Source organism: Mesorhizobium sp. W067 (assembly GCF_054719525.1).
Genome location: NZ_JBTTII010000001.1, coordinates 4,219,198 through 4,232,557 on the forward strand (window position 1 = coordinate 4,219,198; position 13,360 = coordinate 4,232,557).

General features: G+C 62.8%; 17 protein-coding genes and 1 pseudogene. 12 read left to right on the forward strand and 6 right to left on the reverse strand.

All coding sequences use genetic code 11. The annotated features are described in order from the left end of the window. Positions 1-29 precede the first annotated feature (29 nt). From ACYG97_RS20535 to ACYG97_RS20555, 5 genes are all read left to right on the forward strand, one after another. Complete coding sequence (locus ACYG97_RS20535; RefSeq protein WP_023670132.1) at positions 30-1,232, forward strand: phosphoglycerate kinase; 1,203 nt, start codon at positions 30-32, stop codon at positions 1,230-1,232. A 121-nt stretch (positions 1,233-1,353) separates the two neighbouring features. Beyond that, the gene (locus tag ACYG97_RS20540) at positions 1,354-2,379 is read left to right on the forward strand and encodes a class I fructose-bisphosphate aldolase (RefSeq protein WP_023734663.1); all 1,026 of its coding nucleotides are present in this window, start codon (positions 1,354-1,356) and stop codon (positions 2,377-2,379) included. A gap of 172 nt (positions 2,380-2,551) precedes the next feature. Next, entirely contained in the window at positions 2,552-3,292 is a 741-nt protein-coding gene (locus ACYG97_RS20545; RefSeq protein WP_023734664.1) for a DUF899 domain-containing protein, read from the forward strand. A 63-nt stretch (positions 3,293-3,355) separates the two neighbouring features. Continuing rightward, positions 3,356-4,069: an SGNH/GDSL hydrolase family protein gene (locus ACYG97_RS20550; RefSeq protein ID WP_023734665.1), complete on the forward strand. Its 714-nt coding sequence runs from the start codon at positions 3,356-3,358 to the stop codon at positions 4,067-4,069. 25 nt (positions 4,070-4,094) lie between these two features. Continuing rightward, complete coding sequence (locus tag ACYG97_RS20555) at positions 4,095-4,415, forward strand: hypothetical protein (protein ID WP_155922469.1); 321 nt, start codon at positions 4,095-4,097, stop codon at positions 4,413-4,415. Between the two features lie 9 nt (positions 4,416-4,424). On the opposite strand, the gene ACYG97_RS20560 is transcribed toward ACYG97_RS20555, so the two are convergent. Next, positions 4,425-4,586: a hypothetical protein gene (locus ACYG97_RS20560; RefSeq protein WP_023683991.1), complete on the reverse strand. Its 162-nt coding sequence runs from the start codon at positions 4,584-4,586 to the stop codon at positions 4,425-4,427. Positions 4,587-4,790: 204 nt separating this feature from the next. Between ACYG97_RS20560 and ACYG97_RS20565 the strand changes: the two genes are divergently transcribed. The 4 genes and pseudogenes from ACYG97_RS20565 to ACYG97_RS20580 all read left to right on the forward strand — a co-directional run bounded on the left by ACYG97_RS20565 (position 4,791) and on the right by ACYG97_RS20580 (position 7,833). Beyond that, the gene (locus ACYG97_RS20565) at positions 4,791-4,961 is read left to right on the forward strand and encodes a hypothetical protein (RefSeq protein WP_023670139.1); all 171 of its coding nucleotides are present in this window, start codon (positions 4,791-4,793) and stop codon (positions 4,959-4,961) included. Between the two features lie 182 nt (positions 4,962-5,143). After that, positions 5,144-5,554, forward strand: a complete 411-nt coding sequence (locus ACYG97_RS20570; RefSeq protein WP_031193200.1) for a hypothetical protein — start codon at positions 5,144-5,146, stop codon at positions 5,552-5,554. Between the two features lie 126 nt (positions 5,555-5,680). Further along, complete coding sequence (locus ACYG97_RS20575) at positions 5,681-6,400, forward strand: helix-turn-helix transcriptional regulator (RefSeq protein WP_023683994.1); 720 nt, start codon at positions 5,681-5,683, stop codon at positions 6,398-6,400. A 76-nt stretch (positions 6,401-6,476) separates the two neighbouring features. Next, positions 6,477-7,833, forward strand: a pseudogene (locus ACYG97_RS20580) (IS3 family transposase). Between the two features lie 63 nt (positions 7,834-7,896). On the opposite strand, the gene ACYG97_RS20585 reads toward ACYG97_RS20580, so the two are convergent. The 3 genes from ACYG97_RS20585 to ACYG97_RS20595 form a co-directional block, all read right to left on the reverse strand. Next, a complete protein-coding gene (locus ACYG97_RS20585; RefSeq protein WP_023670142.1) occupies positions 7,897-8,589 on the reverse strand; it encodes a DUF1013 domain-containing protein in 693 nt (230 codons plus the stop codon). Between the two features lie 326 nt (positions 8,590-8,915). Next, positions 8,916-9,056 carry a DUF1127 domain-containing protein gene (locus ACYG97_RS20590; RefSeq protein ID WP_023670143.1) on the reverse strand — a complete coding sequence of 47 codons (141 nt, stop codon included), beginning with the start codon at positions 9,054-9,056 and terminating at the stop codon, positions 8,916-8,918. A 419-nt stretch (positions 9,057-9,475) separates the two neighbouring features. After that, positions 9,476-10,486, reverse strand: a complete 1,011-nt coding sequence (locus ACYG97_RS20595) for an NAD(P)H-quinone oxidoreductase (RefSeq protein WP_032887144.1) — start codon at positions 10,484-10,486, stop codon at positions 9,476-9,478. Between the two features lie 146 nt (positions 10,487-10,632). Here ACYG97_RS20595 and ACYG97_RS20600 point away from each other — a divergent pair, with 146 nt between their 5' ends. The 3 genes from ACYG97_RS20600 to ACYG97_RS20610 all read left to right on the forward strand — a co-directional run bounded on the left by ACYG97_RS20600 (position 10,633) and on the right by ACYG97_RS20610 (position 12,458). Further along, positions 10,633-10,827 carry a DUF1192 domain-containing protein gene (locus ACYG97_RS20600; RefSeq protein WP_023670145.1) on the forward strand — a complete coding sequence of 65 codons (195 nt, stop codon included), beginning with the start codon at positions 10,633-10,635 and terminating at the stop codon, positions 10,825-10,827. 96 nt (positions 10,828-10,923) lie between these two features. Beyond that, positions 10,924-12,162: an MFS transporter gene (locus ACYG97_RS20605; protein ID WP_023670146.1), complete on the forward strand. Its 1,239-nt coding sequence runs from the start codon at positions 10,924-10,926 to the stop codon at positions 12,160-12,162. A 32-nt stretch (positions 12,163-12,194) separates the two neighbouring features. Next, positions 12,195-12,458 carry an ArsR/SmtB family transcription factor gene (locus ACYG97_RS20610; RefSeq protein WP_023670147.1) on the forward strand — a complete coding sequence of 88 codons (264 nt, stop codon included), beginning with the start codon at positions 12,195-12,197 and terminating at the stop codon, positions 12,456-12,458. 29 nt (positions 12,459-12,487) lie between these two features. Here ACYG97_RS20610 and ACYG97_RS20615 read toward each other — a convergent pair whose 3' ends face one another. Then, complete coding sequence (locus tag ACYG97_RS20615; protein WP_023715031.1) at positions 12,488-12,952, reverse strand: SRPBCC family protein; 465 nt, start codon at positions 12,950-12,952, stop codon at positions 12,488-12,490. Positions 12,953-12,967: 15 nt separating this feature from the next. After that, positions 12,968-13,342, reverse strand: coding sequence for a nuclear transport factor 2 family protein (locus ACYG97_RS20620; RefSeq protein WP_032887163.1), 375 nt, complete (start codon positions 13,340-13,342; stop codon positions 12,968-12,970). Positions 13,343-13,360: the final 18 nt, after the last annotated feature.

Consider the following 13,360-nt stretch of genomic DNA (forward strand, 5'->3'; position numbering starts at 1 on the left):
CCGGCGATTTTTCACGGAAAGGTATCAGCATGGCCGCCTTCAAGACACTCGACGATATCGGCAATATCAGCGGCAAGCGCGTGCTGGTGCGCGTCGACCTCAACGTGCCCGTCGCCGACGGCAAGGTCACCGACGCCACCCGCATCGAACGCATTGCGCCGACCATCGCCGAACTGTCCGGCAAGGGCGCCAAGGTCATCCTGCTCGCGCATTTCGGCCGCCCGAAGGATGGTCCCTCGCCCGAATTCTCGCTGGAGCCGATCGCCAAGGCTGCCGCGGAGGTGCTTGGCCGCCCCGTCGGCTTTGCCGGCGACTGCGTCGGCGACACGGCGGGCAGTGCGGTCGCCGCCATGAACAAGGGCGATGTGCTGCTGCTGGAAAACACCCGCTTCCACAAGACCGAGGAGAAGAACGACCCGGCCTTTACAGAGCGGCTCGCCGCCAATGGCGATATCTTCGTCAACGACGCCTTTTCCGCCGCCCACCGGGCGCACTCCTCGACCGAAGGCCTGGCGCGGCTGTTGCCGTCCTATGCCGGCCGCACCATGCAGGCCGAGCTCGAGGCGCTGGAGAAGGGGCTCGGCAATCCGGTCCGCCCTGTCGTCGCCATTGTCGGCGGCGCCAAGGTGTCGACCAAGATCGACTTGTTGATGAACCTGGTGAAGAAGGTCGACGCGCTGGTGATCGGCGGCGGCATGGCCAACACTTTTCTCGCCGCGCGTGGCACCGCTGTCGGCAAGTCGCTGTGCGAGCATGACCTTGCCGCGACCGCCAAGCAGATCATGATCGAGGCCGCCGAAGCCGGCTGCGCCATCATCCTGCCTGTCGACGGTGTCGTCGCCAAGGAATTCAAGGCGGGTGCCGCCAGCGAGACCGTTGCCATTTCGGATGTCCCGGCTGACGGCATGATCCTCGATGTCGGCGAAAAGACCGTGAAGACGATCGGTGAATGGATCGACCGCGCCGCGACGCTGGTCTGGAACGGCCCGCTCGGCGCCTTCGAGATCGAGCCTTTCGACCACGCCACGGTGGCGGCGGCCAGGCACGCGGCGGCCCGCACCAGGGCCGGCAAGCTGGTCTCGGTCGCCGGTGGCGGCGACACGGTGGCCGCCCTCAACCATGCCGGCGTCGCCGACGACTTCACCTATGTCTCGACCGCCGGTGGCGCTTTCCTGGAATGGATGGAAGGCAAGCCGCTGCCCGGCGTCGACGTCCTGAAGAAGCAGGCCTGATCGGGACGAGGGCGTCAAACGAGGCGCTGGAAACTTTCAATCGATTCGAGCTTTCCGATGCCATTCCTTTGGCGGTAGACTTCCCTTAAGCGCGGAACAACACCGTCAAGGAGAAGCAAAAATGAGCGAACGTCTCGAAGACATTGCCGCCGCGATGGTGGCCGGCGGCAAGGGCCTGCTGGCCGCCGATGAGAGCTCCGGCACCATCAAGAAGCGCTTCGACGTTATCGGCGTCGAATCGACCGCCGATAGCCGCCGCGACTACCGCGAGATGATGTTCCGCGCCAAGGACGCAATGACGAAGTACATCTCCGGCGTCATTCTCTACGACGAGACCATCCGTCAGAAGGCTGCCGACGGCACGCCTCTGGTCGACATCATCAAGGCGGCGGGCGCCATTCCCGGCATCAAGGTCGATGCCGGCGCCAAGCCACTCGCCGGCTTTCCCGGCGATACCGTTACCGAAGGCCTCGACGGCTTGCGCGAGCGGCTCGCGGATTATTACAAGCTCGGCGCCCGCTTTGCCAAATGGCGCGCGGTGATCGACATCGACACCGGCAAGGGCGTGCCCTCGGCCAATTCGATTGCCTCCAATGCTCATGCGCTGGCCCGCTATGCCGCACTGTGCCAGGAGGCCGGCATCGTGCCGATCGTCGAACCGGAAGTGCTGATGGACGGCGCGCACGACATTGCCACCTGCTACGACATCTCGAAGGCAACGCTGATCAAGCTCTATGACGAGCTGCATGCGGCGCGCGTTGTGCTGGAAGGCACCATCCTGAAGCCGAACATGGTGCTGGCCGGCAGGAAGTCGGGCAAGGTGAGCAGCCCCGAAGAGGTCGCGGAAAAGACCATAAAACTGTTTCGCGAAACCGTACCGGCAGCGGTGCCGGGCATCGCCTTCCTTTCGGGCGGGCAGTCGGACGAGGAGGCTACCGCCAACCTCAACGCCATCAACGCCATCGGGCCGCATCCGTGGAAGCTGACCTTCTCCTATGGCCGCGCCTTGCAGGCCGCCCCGCAAAAGGCCTGGAGCGGCAAGGCATCGAACGTCGCCGCCGGCCAGGCCGCCTTCACCCATCGTGCCCACATGAACCATCTGGCGGCGCTGGGACAATGGAAGGCGAGCCTCGAACAGGCCGCCTGAGCGCAGTCCTCCCGTTGTCATACAACCCGGGCCGATGCGCCCGGGTTTGTTTATGCAAAGCCCGGCTTGGACGGAGTTCGTCCATCCTTATCTCCTTTTCGGCAAAAGCTGACGGCGATGTCGGTTTCTGCCCACCCCAAACGTCCTTGGGTGAACAGACAGGGAGAACTTCATGGCTCGCAGCAAGGTGGTTTCGCGTGAAGACTGGTTTGAGGCGCACAAGGCGCATCTGGCGCGCGAGAAGGAATTGACACGGTTGCGTGAGCGCATCGCCGCCGAGCGGCGTGAACTGCCCTGGATGAAAATCCGCAAGGACTATGTCTTCGAGACCGAGCAGGGTCCGAAGAACCTGGCCGGACTGTTCGGCGCCAACAGCCAACTGATCGTCTACCACTTCATGATGACGCCAGGATCGAACCATCGCTGCGAAGGCTGCTCCTTCCTTGCCGACCATATAGACGGCGCCGATCAGCATCTCAGGCACCACGACGTGTCGCTGGTGGTGGTTGCGCGCGCGCCGCTGGCGGAACTGCTGCCTTACAAGCAGCGTATGGGCTGGAAATTCGACTGGGTGTCGTCCTACGCCTCGGATTTCAACTTCGACATGCAGGTCTCCTTCACCGACAAGCAGATCGCGGGCGGCGACACCACCTACAATTTCGAGACGCGTCCGCGCACGTCAAAGGACCTTCCCGGCACCAGTGTTTTCTACAAGGAAGAGAACGGCGACATATTCCTTACCTTTATGTCGCGCGCCCGCGGCGGCGAGGCCCAGATCGGCACTTACGACTATCTCGACATGACACCGAAGGGCCGCGGCGAAAATGGCCCTTATCATAGCCTGATGGACTGGGTGCGGTTGCATGACGAATATCAGGACAAGCAGGCGGACAAGCCGAACTGCTGCGACTAGAAGCTCGTTCACCTCAGGCGAAACTTGCGCTAAGGCTGCCGCTGATCTCTAAACGGTATCGCCATGCGCTTCCCGGCCCTTCTTACCTGGCTCGCCTACCCCGTTTATGTCTGGCAGGGCCTCGGCGTGCGCCGCCGCACCACCCGCATGCTGCCGGCACAAGGGCCGGTCATGCACGAAATATCGGGCAAGGCGCCGGCCATCTCGCTGCTGGTGCTGGGCGATTCCTCGGCCGCTTCCGTCGGCATCGGCAATTCCGAGAACGGGCTTGCCGCGCAGCTTGCAATGCTGGTCGCAAAACGAACCGGCCTTGCCGTGCGCTGGCGCGCCGCCGGATTCAACTCGGCAACGTCGGGCCAGATCCGCGACCATGTGCTGCCCAATCTGTCGGCCGATCGGTGGACGCACATCGTGCTCGCCATCGGCACCAACGACACCAAGAATTTCCACTCGGTACCGCGCTTCAAGAAGGAGTTCGGTGGCCTGCTCTACGCCCTGCGTGCCAAATGGCCGGAGGCGCGCGTGGTGTGGTCGCCGGTGCTGGAGTTCACCCGCGCGCCGGCCATGCCGCCACTGCTCGGCAAGATTCTCGAAATCCGCGCTACCGCAATGAACCGCATGGGCGAGCGCCTGTGTTTCGAGCGCGGCGCCATGCCGGCGCCACGGCTGCCGATCACCAACCCTGAGGCCGGCTTTGCCTCCGATGGCTTTCATGCCTCGGAAGCCGGTTACCGCGCCTGGGCCGAACATCTGGTCGGATGGGTGCTCGCCGATTGACCTGAGGGGGCACAAGCTCGGACTGGTGGGCTTCAGAGAACTGACGCGAGTATTTCCAAATACTGTTGATTGCAGCCTGCTTCCAATGGATCTGAGCCAGAATATCATCCAGCAGCAATGGATGAGCTACGGCCTGGATTCCGAAACCGGCAACGACACCTGCACGCTGACCGGCAACCGTGCCGAATCGAGCAAGCATGTCATTCCGGCCGGCCCGGCCAACGCCACGCCTTTTATTGCGGCGAACCTGCCGGAATTCATGACGACGCGCGGTGGCGATTACTTCTTCGTGCCCAGCCTCAACGCCATCCGGATGATTGCCATGGGAACGGTGGACCCGACCTGACCCTCAAGGCTATGCCCAGTGCCCCAGCGCACCCGCCAGCGCGATGGCCGCCATGGCGATCAGGGCCAGCTTCCAGAAATCGCCGCGCCGCTTCAGGCCCGGCCAGCCGAGCGGCTTGATCAGCTGAATGGCCATCATGCCGATGATGACGAGCGCGAGGAGTTTCGACATGCCCGCCTTTGAGCAGCATCGCGACAGGCTGTCAAAGCGGTTCTTGCATGGTCTCGGTCGACTTGGCCATTCCTGACAAAAGGCTCGTTTCCGAACCGACCGCCAAGCACCTCGCAGCTTTCTTCAACGACCTGACATGCTCCTGACAGACTGCTGTCAGGAGGGGTATGCGATAGTGTCTCCATCAGAGAAGAGGAGATGGTCATGAACAGCTTTGGTATTTTGAACAGCGTACAGCACTATGTCGGCAAGATCCGCACGATGCGCAATGAAGTTCGTACCCAGCGCTTCCTGAACTCCTTGCCGGCGGACATCCGCAAGGACATTGGCTGGCCGGATATGTATGAGGGTCACAGCCGCATTCGCGAGATCTGAGGCGTTTTACATGACAATGCTTGGATGCGGACCCCGCAACGCCCGGATCATTGACATCGACCCCCGGGCGGCGACCCCTCGGGCTGGCGCAAAGACTTTTGGCGCCTGCTGCGGACAATGCTGAAGGCTCCTGACAGAATGCTGTCAGGAGCACCATGCCATAAACGTGTCAGGAGACATGAATGGTGAAAAGCTGGAACGACAGGCTGAACACGCCGGGCGTCAACGGCGTGAAGCCGACGCCACGCACAATGGGCGACGTCGTCGAGGGCCAGCCGATGCTGGTGCCGACGGCCCGTCAGGTCGATGATTTCATTCGCACGATCCCCAACGGCGTCGAGATGGATGTACGCGCCTTGCGCACCGCCCTCGCCATCGAGCATGGGGCGCAAGTGACATGTCCGGTCACCATCGGCTATCATCTGCGCACCGTCGCCGAAGCCGCCAATGAGGATCTCGAACGCGGCATGACGCTGAACGATATCACGCCGTACTGGCGTGTGCTCGACGTGAACACGCCGACAACGAAGAAGTTGTCCTTCGGCGCGGAATTCGTCGCCGTGCAGCGCAAGCGCGAAGGACTTAAACCATAATGCGTGTCGCCCAAAAGTGCGCAGCGGTTTTTGGGAGAACGACAAGCATAAAACAGGACATGGATGTCACCCGGAACCGGTTTTGGGACCATGACATTCATAGACAAGCAGCCGAGGGACCATACGATGCGACGTGCCGACAGGCTCTTTCAGATCGTGCAGCACCTGCGTGGCGGCCGGCTGGTCACCGCCCAGAAGCTCGGCACATGGCTCGAGGTTTCCGAGCGGACCATCTACCGCGATATCGCCGATTTGCAGTCGACCGGAGTGCCGATCGACGGCGAGGCCGGCGTCGGCTACATGATGAGGGAGGGTTTCGACCTTCCGCCGCTGATGTTCACGCGTGACGAAATCGTCGCGCTGGTCGCTGGCGCCCGCATGGTGCGGGCCTTTGGCGGCGCTGCTATGGCGCGAGCGGCCGACGAGGCGCTGGTCAAGATCGGCGCCGTCCTGCCCGACGCCGAGAAGGACCGCATCGCCCGCACCGAGATCCACACGCCGATGTGGGTGGTGAGCGACGCCGCGCGTGAGGCGATCGACGTGATCGAGCGCGCTGTCGAGAAGCGACAGGTGCTGACCATCGACTACCGCGACGAGGCCGGCCGCGGCACCGGGCGTGACATCCGTCCGCTCGGTCTGTGGTTCTGGGGCAAGGTATGGACGCTGGTTGCCTGGTGCGAGATGCGCGACGATTTCCGCGCCTTCCGCATCGACCGCATCGCCTCGGTGGTCATCGCCGGCCGCATCTTCAAGCCGGAGCGCGGCAAGCAGCTTGCCGACTTCTACCGCGCCGTCGAACGCTCGGAGGACTATGGCATGACGCCGGACCGGGCGGCGCGCAGCTGAGACTTCGACAATCAATGAAAAAGCCCGCTCGATGAACTGACCCCCGAAAGTTGGACACAACCTTCGGGGGTTTTGCATGTCCAGACACGGCGAGAGTTTCAAGCGCTCGGTTGTCGATAGCTATTTAGGCGGGGATGAGAGCTACGCGAGTGCGGCGTCGATGCATGGCGTTGATGCGGCCACTGTTCGCAAGTGGGTTGCGTTGTACCAGGCGCATGGCGATGCCGGGCTATCTGGTAAGTACGGTCGTTACGACGCGGCGTTCAGGCTGTCGGTGCTTGAGCGAATGTGGGAGGAAGGTCTGTCGTATCGGCAGACGGCTGCATTGTTCAATATCCGCAATGCCAGTTGCCTGACGGGCTGGGAGAAGCGCTATCATGCGGGCGGGATAGAGGCGCTCGGCCCGCGTCCCAGAGGACGACCCATGTCAAAGCCGCCGTCCCCCGCAGTGCCTGTTGCAGCCAGTGACGAGGCCAAAAGCCGCGAAGAACTGCTGGCTGAGCTGAAGCATCTGCGGATGGAGAACGACTACCTAAAAAAACTGGAGGCCTTAACGCAGGGACATGCGCTCAAAAAGCGCAAGCCGTCCAGGCGTTAAGGCCGTTGCATTCGCTTGAGGGGCTGCTCGAACTGGCGAAGCTTGCGCGCAGCACGTTCTATTACAGACAGAAAGCAGCGAAGCGCTCGGACCGCCATGCGGCGCTGAAGGCGGCGATCAAGGCCATCTTCGACAGCCACAAGGGTCGCTACGGCTATCGCCGGGTGACTGCGCAACTGCACCGGTTGGGCCGGCGCGTCAACCACAAGACCGTCCAGAGCCTGATGGCCGGGATGGGGATTGAAGTCGCTGGTCAGGCCGAAGAAGTATCGCTCCTACAGGGGTGAGGCTGGGCGGACCGCTCCCGATCTGTTGCAGCGCAAGTTCGGCGCCGACCGCGCCAACCGCAAATGGGTGACCGACGTGACGGAGTTCAGCCTGGCCGGCGACAAGCTCTATCTGTCCCCGGTCATGGATCTCTACAATGGCGAGATCGTCGCGTTCGAGACGGCGCGGCGGCCACGCTTCAAAATGGTGGACAATATGCTGACCAAAGCCCTCGCCCGGCTTGGTGAGAACGAAAGGCCGATCCTGCATTCCGATCAGGGATGGCAGTATCAGATGTCGGCATTCCAACGCAGGCTGGAAGCCAGAGGCCTCCAACAGAGCATGTCACGCAAAGGCAATTGCCTCGACAACGCCCCCAATGGAGAGCTTCTTTGCCATCCTCAAATCCGAGCTCTTCCATCCCGGAACCTTCGACACCGTTCAAAGCCTGGACGACGCCATCACGGACTACATCGACTATTACAACCACCGCCGCATCAAACTGAAACTGAAAGGGCTGGCCCCTGTGCAATACAGGAACCAGCCCTTAAACCTGCCAACTCAATGAACCGTCCTACTTTATGGGGTCAGTTCACTCGCGCCGGGCTTTTTTGATGAACTGTCGCAAACCTTACTCGTCGTCCGCATCTTCCTTCTTGGACTTGAGCGCCGAGAGCTTGGCGAACACGGCGTTTGCGTCGAGCTCGGCATCCTCGTCCTTCGGCTTCTCCGGCGCCGGCACCAGGCGCTCGGTCACGGCAGCCGGCAGCAGCGTGTCGCCGACAGGCTGCGCCTGCTCGCGGCCGCGCGAGGCGCGGTTGACTTCCATGTCGAGGTCGATCTGCGAAGCGAGACCCAGCGTCACCGGGTCCATCGGCTGCAGATTGGCCGAATTCCAGTGCTTGCGCTCGCGGATCTGTTCGATCGTCGACTTGGTCGTGCCGACCAGGCGCGAAATCTGCGCGTCCTTCAATTCCGGATGGTTGCGGACCAGCCACAGGATGGCGTTGGGCCGGTCCTGGCGCTTCGACAGCGGTGTGTAGCGGGGACCCTTGCGCTTGGATTCCGGCACCCGCACCTTGGGGTCGGACAGTTTCAGGCGCTGGTTCGGATCCTTCTCGGCGCGCGCGATCTCGTCGCGGGTCAGCTGTCCGGTCATGATCGGATCCATGCCCTTGATGCCCTGCGCCGATTCGCCGTCGGCGATCGCCTTGACCTCGAGCGGATGCAACCCACAGAACTGCGCGATCTGCTCGAAGGAAAGCGCGGTGTTGTCGACCAGCCAGACGGCGGTCGCCTTGGGCATCAGCAGCGTATTGGCCATTTCAAAAATCCTTCTCGTTCGCCCGCGTTCCCGCGCGGGCGGTGGTTTAGAGCCACCAAAATGGGAAATTCGCGGCCTGTATAACCGCTCCGCTGCCGTTTCGCAATGTTTTTGGCGCAGGGCGCAGCCGTCGGACACCGGACAGCGGGGGAGGCCAGGAGGACCTCGGCTCCGGCGATCATTGATGCCGAGTTGTACAGGGGGTCCAAAACGACAAAACCCGCCGGACAGGGTCCAGCGGGCTCGGAACCGGCGACGGGATACCGTCTGCGGCGGCTCTTGCTTCTGCCGCGTGGTCAGGCCTCATCGGCCGACCAGGCTTCGAATTAGATGGCCTTGCGGGCAATCCTCTCGATGTCGCCGCGGCTGATGCCGAGGTCGCTGAGCTGACGGGCGTTGAGCTTGTTCAGCTCGCGCACGGTTTCGTTGTACATACGCCAGTTACGGAAAGCGCGGATCGGGTTCATGGTTGTCCTCCAGTTGTTGGATCAAATCGTTTCGATGACGCTTAGATAGGCAGTGCTGCCCACGAATTGAACAGACGTCTTTGCATAGCCGCAATGCAAATGCTGCATTTCAGCATTAAGCTTCTGTTCATCTTGCCGACAGGCTGAGCGCGGAGCATGGCGCGAGGTTCAGGTCAGGCCGAGCAGAGAATGGCGGCTCCCGAGAACCGGCCTACGCCCGCCGTAGCCTTCATAGAGCGGAGGCATTTATGACGGCTTCGGCCGGCGAAGGCCGGAGCGGAGCGTACTTCAGTACGAAGCCCGGCCTACGCCGGCCGTAGCCTTAACTGCCGCAACCCCTCTGAGGGCTTCGGCCGGCGAAGGCCGGAAGCGCAGGGAGCCGCCATTCGCAGGCCGGCCTCACCTGAATCTCGCCCCAACTAGCCGACGTCGAGAACGATCTTGCCTATATGCTCGCCCTCTTCCATGCGCTCATGCGCCCGCCAGGCGTCGGTCAGCGGGAAGATCATGTCCATCACCGGCGCTACCTTCCGGGTGCCGAGCAGCGGCCACACCTGTGCTTCCAGTGCGGCGGCGAGCGCCGCCTTGAATTCGACCGTGCGAGGCCGCAGCGTCGAGCCGGTGTGGGTCAGCCGCTTGACCATGATTTTCGAGAAATCGGCGCTCGCCACCGCGCCGGCCTGGACGGCGATCTGGACGATCCTGCCCTCGACCGCGGCGGCCTCGTAGTTGCGCGCGATATAGTCGCCGCCGACCATGTCGAGAATGACGTCGGCCCCCTTGCCACCGGTCGCATCCTTGACCGCCGCGACGAAATCCTCCTCGCGGTAGTTGATCGCCCGGTCGGCGCCGAGCTTCAGGCAGGCGTCGCATTTCTCCTTCGAGCCGGCGGTGGTGACGACATACGCGCCGAAGGCCGACGCCAGCTGGATCGCCGTGGTGCCGATGCCCGATGAGCCGCCATGGACCAGCAGCGTCTCACCCTTTTTCAAGCCGCCGCGCTCGAACACATTGTGCCAGACGGTGAAATAGTTTTCCGGAACCGCGGCCGCCTCCGTGTGGGTGAAGCCGGCGGGCAGCGGCAGCACGCTGCCGGCATGAACCTTGACATATTCGGCATAACCGCCCCCCGGCGTCAGCGCGCAGACCCGGTCGCCGATGCGCCAGCGCGATATCTCGTCGCCAAGGGCGGCCACTTCGCCCGATGCCTCGAGACCGGGCAGGTCGGAGGCGCCGGGCGGCGCCGGATAGGCGCCCTTGCGCTGCTGCACGTCGGGGCGGTTGACGCCGGCCGCACGCACCCGGATCAGGATTTCGCCGGGACCAGGCACCGGCACGTCGCGCGTTTCCGGTTTCAGCACCCGCGGCCCGCCCGGTTGCGAGATTGCGATGGCCGTCATCGTGGCTGGAATTTTATGTCCGCTCGCCATGAAATTTCCCGTCTCGGTCCGCCGGTCTGTCGCCGGCTGCCACCTTCTTGCCGGCTGTTTGCATCTGCGCCCCTGCCCTATGTATGCTGATTGCCGGATCAGGCAAATGGCCAAATCAGCCCAATACTGAATAGGGAGGAGCGACGATGGCGATCTTCGACGACGAACCCAAAAAGAAAGCCCGCCCGCATGAGATCGGACAGGATCTGTCGCTGCTTTCGGTCGGTGACCTTACCGAACGGATCAGCATCCTGCGCGAGGAGATTGCCCGGCTCGAAGCCGAGCTCCAGACCAAGGGCAGCACCAAATCGGCGGCCGAAGCCCTGTTTCGCCGCGGCTAGTTTTCGCGTTAGTTTCGGCGTTGAGCATCCGCCGCCGAAAAGCCCGAATGCGCCTGTCTTCAGACCCCGCCACCGAATCTCCAGACGGATCAAACAATGTTTGCAAGCTACAGGCCGATCCTCTCGCTGCTTCGCGGCACCGCTTTCCTGCTTGCGGCGTCGGGATTGCACGGCCTGTTGTTGCCGTTGCGCGGCCAGATCGAAGGGTTTTCGACCGCATCGCTCGGCCTGATGGGCACGGCCTGGGCCGGTGGCTTCGTCACCGGCTGCTTCTTCGCACCGCGCCTGGTGCGCCGCGCCGGCCACGTCCGGGCGTTCGGCGCCTTTGCCGCTTCGGGCGCCATCGTGGCGTTGCTTACCGGCCTGATCATCGACGAATATGTCTGGATCCTGCTGCGCGCCTTCACCGGCTTCACCATGGCCGGAGCCTTCATGGTCATCGAAAGCTGGCTGAACGAGAAGGCCACCAACGAGAACCGCGGCACCGTCTTCGGCCTCTACATGATGGTCACCTATGCCTCGATCATGGGCGGCCAGATGATCGTTGCGGGCGGCGACGTCAGATCGGCGTCGCTGTTCATGATCACCGGCATATTGTTCTGCCTGTCGCTGATCCCGACCGCGGTGTCGTCGGCTTCGTCTCCCAAGCCTTTGCAGGACGTCAAGCTCGATGTCAAAGGTCTCTACGCCAACTCGCCGGTGTCGGCGATCGCCTGCCTGTTGGTCGGCATCGCCAATGGCGCCTGGGGCACGCTTGGCGCCGTCTACGGCGCCCGTATCGGCATCTCCACCGCCCAGATCGCACTGATGATGAGCCTTGTCGTTATTGCCGGCGCGGCCATGCAGCTTCCGGCCGGACGCCTCTCCGACAAGACCGACCGCCGTTTCGTGCTGGCGGGCGCGGCTTTCGGCGCCGCACTGTTCGCCATCCTGATCTTCCTGTTCGAACCGCGTTCCGCCGTCCTCGTCATTGTCTTCGCCGCCGCCTACGGCGCCTTTGCCTACACGCTCTATTCGATCGCCGTGGCGCATGCCAACGACCACGCCCGATCGGAGGATTTCGTCAAGGTCTCGGGCGGCCTGCTGCTTCTGTATGGCTTTGGAACCATGATCGGGCCCTTGCTGGCTGCCGCCCTGATGGGCTGGCTCCGCCCCGAAGGCCTGTTCCTGGCCACCGCGCTGGCGCATCTCAGCCTCGCCGCCTACACGTTGCTGCGCATCAGCCGCCGCGCGCCGGTGCCGATCGAAGACCGCGATGCCTTCAAGACCCAGCCGGCCGATCGCTCGGTCACCCCTGAAGCACTGCGGCTCAGAAAAGCGGAAGCCGACGGTTGAGATTTGAAAAGCTTTGCCCCACAAGTATAGGCATGATCTTTTCTGACGCCTTCATGGCGATTGCCGACCCCAACCGGCGCTATCTTCTGGAAGAGCTCCGGCGTGGCCCGAAAACCGTCAACGAACTGGCTTCGGGCCTGCCAGTCTCCCGCCCGGCCGTGTCCCAGCATTTGAAAGTGTTGCTGGACGCCGGTCTGGTTCAGGCCAAGGCTGAGGGCACGAGGCGGGTCTATACAGTCAGCAGTGGCGGCTTCCTCAAGCTCAATATTTGGCTTGATCAGTTCTGGGAAGCATAGGCCGCGATTCCAGCTCGCCTCCCTGGCTTTCAAGTGTCCGTTGCCAGCGCCTTGCCCAGCGCATCGAGCAGGAATCCGGTACCATGCTCGCGCGATGACGGTGTGTCGTGCCCATCGAGAAACGCGCCCTGCTCGGTCAGCACCAGACGCGTGCCCGTGCCTTCCGGGCGAAGCTCAATTGTCGCCAGCGAAACCGAGATTCTGACATCACCGAACAGCATGTCGTAGCTGTAGACGATGCGCTGGTTGGGCACGATGTCCTGATAGGTGGCGGTATAGGTGTGGATCGGCCCGTCCTTCGGCCCGCCGGCATTGACCTCCTGGCCGCCAACGCGAAAATCCATTTCGTGCCTGTGGGTCATCGGGTTGTCGGGGTCGGCGAACCAGCGCCGCTTGGCGGCCGGATCGCTGAGCGCGAAATAGACTTTCGCCGGTGCAACTGGATAGAGGCGCTCGAGGACGAAGGTGGAGTGGACGACGGATCGTTCGGCCATGTCAGGTCCTCTTGGTCAGCTTGATGGTTTCTGCGCGACGAAGACGCCGTCGCGATAGGACGCGCCGAAATAGACTTCGACGGCGCGCAACCTGTCGTCATGGAACAGATGCAGTTCAGTGTTGCGGAAGGTCTTTCCGTCCGCCGTCTCGCAGCGATAGAGGACAAAGGCGGCGTCCTCGTCCTCGCATATCCGCTCGATGACGATCGAGCTGAAGGCCGGGCTGTCAGGCCAGCAGCGCTCGAAATAGGTCGCACGGTCGATGGCGTCGTCATAGGGGCTGGTGAAGGTGAAATCGTCGGCGAGCACCGCCGCGACGGCAGCCTTGTTATTCGCCTGGTAGGCGGAAAAATAGCCGCGGATCAACTCCGCTCTGCTTTTGCCGGGCATGGTCATTTCTCCTCTGCT

Excerpts from the sequence above, each read along its gene's own strand:
- ACYG97_RS20535 (WP_023670132.1), top strand. The coding sequence starts at position 30 with ATGGCCGCCTTCAAGACACTCGACGATATCGGCAATATCAGCGGCAAG.
- ACYG97_RS20540 (WP_023734663.1), top strand. The coding sequence starts at position 1,354 with ATGAGCGAACGTCTCGAAGACATTGCCGCCGCGATGGTGGCCGGCGGC.
- ACYG97_RS20545 (WP_023734664.1), top strand. The coding sequence starts at position 2,552 with ATGGCTCGCAGCAAGGTGGTTTCGCGTGAAGACTGGTTTGAGGCGCAC.
- ACYG97_RS20550 (WP_023734665.1), top strand. The coding sequence starts at position 3,356 with ATGCGCTTCCCGGCCCTTCTTACCTGGCTCGCCTACCCCGTTTATGTC.
- ACYG97_RS20560 (WP_023683991.1), bottom strand. The coding sequence starts at position 4,586 with ATGTCGAAACTCCTCGCGCTCGTCATCATCGGCATGATGGCCATTCAG.
- ACYG97_RS20565 (WP_023670139.1), top strand. The coding sequence starts at position 4,791 with ATGAACAGCTTTGGTATTTTGAACAGCGTACAGCACTATGTCGGCAAG.
- ACYG97_RS20570 (WP_031193200.1), top strand. The coding sequence starts at position 5,144 with ATGGTGAAAAGCTGGAACGACAGGCTGAACACGCCGGGCGTCAACGGC.
- ACYG97_RS20575 (WP_023683994.1), top strand. The coding sequence starts at position 5,681 with ATGCGACGTGCCGACAGGCTCTTTCAGATCGTGCAGCACCTGCGTGGC.
- ACYG97_RS20585 (WP_023670142.1), bottom strand. The coding sequence starts at position 8,589 with ATGGCCAATACGCTGCTGATGCCCAAGGCGACCGCCGTCTGGCTGGTC.
- ACYG97_RS20590 (WP_023670143.1), bottom strand. The coding sequence starts at position 9,056 with ATGAACCCGATCCGCGCTTTCCGTAACTGGCGTATGTACAACGAAACC.
- ACYG97_RS20595 (WP_032887144.1), bottom strand. The coding sequence starts at position 10,486 with ATGGCGAGCGGACATAAAATTCCAGCCACGATGACGGCCATCGCAATC.
- ACYG97_RS20600 (WP_023670145.1), top strand. The coding sequence starts at position 10,633 with ATGGCGATCTTCGACGACGAACCCAAAAAGAAAGCCCGCCCGCATGAG.
- ACYG97_RS20605 (WP_023670146.1), top strand. The coding sequence starts at position 10,924 with ATGTTTGCAAGCTACAGGCCGATCCTCTCGCTGCTTCGCGGCACCGCT.
- ACYG97_RS20610 (WP_023670147.1), top strand. The coding sequence starts at position 12,195 with ATGATCTTTTCTGACGCCTTCATGGCGATTGCCGACCCCAACCGGCGC.
- ACYG97_RS20615 (WP_023715031.1), bottom strand. The coding sequence starts at position 12,952 with ATGGCCGAACGATCCGTCGTCCACTCCACCTTCGTCCTCGAGCGCCTC.
- ACYG97_RS20620 (WP_032887163.1), bottom strand. The coding sequence starts at position 13,342 with ATGCCCGGCAAAAGCAGAGCGGAGTTGATCCGCGGCTATTTTTCCGCC.